Below are 2,824 nucleotides of genomic sequence, written 5' to 3' on the forward strand. Positions count from 1 at the left end.
GTAAAGAATTATATTAGCGATGACGGATCTCGAAACTTTGATGAATTGGTTTTTTGATATTAAAATCAAAACCAATCGTTTTTTTCGTCACATCGATGATATCGTAGCGCTCCATCAACTGTTCATCTAACTCAAAGCGCGTAAAGTTGTTTGAAAAGTACAGGACACCATCAGAAGTTAGGCGGTTCATCGCACGATTGATCAATGCTGCATGATCACGCTGTACATCAAAAGTGCCTTGGAACTTTTTAGAGTTTGAAAAAGTCGGAGGATCGATAAAGATGATATCGAATTGTTCAGTATTGTCTTTGATCCACTCAAAAATATCCGCGGCAACGAACTGATATTTCCTGCGATTGACATCCAGACCATTGAGCACAAAGTTTTGCTTGCCCCAATCTAGATAGTTCTGTGACAGATCAACGCTCGTGACTTTTTTCGCGCCAGCCAATGCTGCATGTACACTCGCTGTACAGGTATAAGCAAACAAATTAAGTACGGATTTGCCTTGGCTGTTGCTTTTGATACGTGCGCGCATATTGCGATGGTCTATAAAGAGACCAGTATCGAGATAGTCGGTAAAATTGACATAAAAGTAGGCGCCGTCTTCACGAGCAACATAAAACTTACCACGTTTTTCGGTATTGCCCTGTTTGCTGTATTGATCATTTCCAGATTGACGCGCGCGGGTTTTGATAAAGACTTGTTCACGGTCGATGCCAAATACCTCACGGATACCCATCAACGCTAGATTCAAGCGTTTTTTTGCCGTCTCAGGTGGGATGGTCTTAGGTGGTGCATATTCTTGCACATGCGCATAGTCACCGTATAGATCGATAGCGACTTTAAAGTCTGGTAAGTCAGCATCGTATACTCGGAGGTTACTTACGTTATCTTTCTTGGCAAGCTTTTTAAGTTTGGCAGCATTTTTCTGCAAGCGGTTAATAAAGTCTTGCCCTTCCTCGACGTCTATCTCTAGTTTCTCAAAGCGGCTGACGAGATTTTCTGTCTGCCCTGAAATCAAGGTTCCATAGCGGAAATAGACCGTAATGGCACCATTGTGACAGCGTAAGGTTTTCGGCTCTTTAATCGGTAATATATCAACTTGCTCAACATTTGAGGCCAAGATACCAAGCATTGGATCGACGCCACTACCTGCAAAGCTATCCTGCAGGATAAGCCCAATCGCTTGGTACAAGGGTTTAATCACATCTTCATCACCCAACCGCTCGCCGTACGGTGGATTGGTAATGATCAGAGGGTTGCTCAACCGACCATCATCGACCAGAGGTTTGAGCGTGCTGCTCAGTTGATCCAGCGCACGGGTCTGGATGTCGAGTAGAGGCAGTAAGTCTTGCAAACCCGCAGCAATCAGGTTTTTTTCTGTAGCGATAATTGCGCCACTATCAGCATCGAACCCTAAAATAAGTGGTAGGGTGTCTGGTTGCTCGTTGGCGATTTCTAAGGACTCTCGGAAACGCTCTTGGGCATCGTCGATCATCTGTTGCCACAGGGCTTCATCATGATGTTGCCATTGATAAAAACCGAATTGATTGGCAGCTTTATCGATGCCCACGGCATAATCACAATGCATGAGCAGCGCTTCAATGATGAACGTCCCAGAGCCACACATTGGATCGATAAGGGCATTGTAAAAAGGTGCGTTACCCGCTTTATTTTTTAGATGCCAACCAGAGCTATACAGCAAGGCTGCTGCTAGGTTTTCTTTCAATGGCGCTTCTGTCATGGCCACACGATAACCACGACGGTGCAAACTGGTACCTGATAAGTCCAGGTATAGCTCGGCGTGTTTATCATTCACTGTTGCAAACACAGAAAAATCAGGATTCTTACTGTCGACGTCAGGTCGGCTGTCATACACTTCGTTGAAGGTATCTGCGATGGCATCTTTGATGCGTAGCATGGCAAACTGTTGGCTAACAGAAACACGCTTATCGACAGAAAGGCGAATCGCAAAGGTCTGCTCTAAGCTAAACTGTTTAGTCCAGTCAACAGATTTTGCCAAGCCATAAAGCTGTTCAGCCACATCGTATTCAGCGTTGATGTTTCTGCGTTTGATCAACATGAGCACACGAGAGGCCACACGTGACCACAGACAAATCGTATACAGATCGCGTAGCGTACCAGTAACGGCTAAGCGTCCTGTACTCTTTATATCACTTGTAATACCAAAGCTGGTCAGCTCAGTCTGTAGAGGCGCTTCAAGCCCGTCGGCACAGGTAATGATAAGGTCAAGCGACAACGCGGGCGAAGATGCCGTTGAAGGTGCGGTCGAGGTTGTTTCGGTCATACGGGTACCTGTTGCTAAAAGAGCGAATCAGAGAGTAAAAGAGATATTATTTGACTGACGATTTTACCATAATTCAGGTCGCTAGGGTTCAAAGCCGTATGCTTAATATGAGCTAATAGTGTAGAAGTGCTAAACTAACCAATAGTATTAAGTAGAATTAAAGAGCCTATCGCTAAATACCTGCTAATTGTGTGCTATAAATGGCAAAAGCAGTTGTCTTTTTGTTCTATACTCAAAGGATGAACAGCCTAATTACATTAATCGTTGCTGACGACCATCCTATTTTTTTGGAAGGGTTAGAGCTGCTTCTGAATCGGTTAGATTGGCTTGAGATACTCGGTGTCGCCACTGATAGAGACGAGACGCTAGCCGTAATTGAGCAATACCGGCCCAACATAGCACTTATTGCCTTATCAATGTTTGGTACTAGCACACAGCACATCGCCGAATTCATTGAAAAAAGGGTGGTGTTCTAAAAAGTATGCTGGCATCAGACGTAGCCATAATTGACAT

2 protein-coding genes are annotated in these 2,824 nt (G+C 44.5%); one reads left to right on the top strand and one right to left on the bottom strand.

The features are described from left to right. Positions 1-13 precede the first annotated feature (13 nt). Positions 14-2,311 (bottom strand): bifunctional 23S rRNA (guanine(2069)-N(7))-methyltransferase RlmK/23S rRNA (guanine(2445)-N(2))-methyltransferase RlmL, encoded by a 2,298-nt coding sequence (gene rlmKL, locus L0J61_RS10365; protein ID WP_301466364.1) that lies wholly within the window; start codon positions 2,309-2,311, stop codon positions 14-16. Positions 2,312-2,511: 200 nt separating this feature from the next. Here rlmKL and L0J61_RS10370 point away from each other — a divergent pair, with 200 nt between their 5' ends. Continuing rightward, positions 2,512-2,787 carry a hypothetical protein gene (locus L0J61_RS10370; protein ID WP_301466365.1) on the top strand — a complete coding sequence of 92 codons (276 nt, stop codon included), beginning with the start codon at positions 2,512-2,514 and terminating at the stop codon, positions 2,785-2,787. The last annotated feature ends 37 nt before the right edge of the window (positions 2,788-2,824 follow it).

It is taken from the genome of Psychrobacter sp. (genome assembly GCF_030457785.1).
Classification (GTDB): Bacteria; Pseudomonadota; Gammaproteobacteria; order Pseudomonadales; family Moraxellaceae; genus Psychrobacter.